This is a genomic window from Lyngbya aestuarii BL J (assembly GCF_000478195.2).
GTDB classification, from domain to species: Bacteria; Cyanobacteriota; Cyanobacteriia; order Cyanobacteriales; family Microcoleaceae; genus Capilliphycus; species Capilliphycus aestuarii.
This window is the reverse complement of the sequence record NZ_AUZM01000310.1, coordinates 1-707: the sequence shown is the minus strand read 5'-3', so window position 1 is coordinate 707 and position 707 is coordinate 1. Positions and strand designations below refer to the sequence as shown.

Below are 707 nucleotides of genomic sequence, written 5' to 3'. Positions count from 1 at the left end.
TGGTGAACCTCCTTTAGAGATGGAACCGGAAGTTACTCAACCGGATGCTGTTGGTGAACCTCCTTTAGAGATGGAACCGGAAGTTACTCAACCGGATGCTGTTGGTGAACCTCCTTTAGAGATGGAACCGGAAGTTACTCAACCGGATGCTGTTGTCGAACCTCCTTTAGAGATGGAACCGGAAGTTACTCAACCCCCAGAACTTCCAACAGAAGCAATGCCAAGCGAGTTTGAGGAACCTTTAGCAAACCCCGCAGAAAACATGACTCCGGCTGAGTAATAAGAAGTAATGAATTAGCTTTGAGGGCGCTGTGGTTTGCGCCCCTATACTCTGTTAGTCTTAACCTAAAAGCTATCAGCTAGAAGTGATCCGTAAAAACACGGATAAGAACAAAATTTAGTAAAACTCCACATTAAAACCCTCTCTCTCCCGGTTCATCAGGGAAACAATTCAACAACTAAATTTAATACAAAAAAAGTTGATATTTATGGGTTTCAGAACTCGTAAGTGTAGACGAAAAAACATCCGGCGATTAACCCCTCATCATCCTTTGGTAGTGGGACATTCAGCCTAGAACTGGATGGGTCATCCGCCAATTTTATCAGTCAAAATAATTTGATCAAAAGTTCAGTGTTAATACTGATGCAATTTTATCCAATATAAGCTGATAATGAGAGAAGAATAAACCCTAAAAAATTCTTCTCAT

Annotated in this window: 1 pseudogene; it reads left to right on the top strand. The window is 41.2% G+C overall.

The features are described from left to right. Positions 1 to 280 (top strand): annotated as a pseudogene (locus M595_RS28270) (hypothetical protein); the annotation flags it as partial. Between the last annotated feature and the right edge of the window lie 427 nt (positions 281 to 707).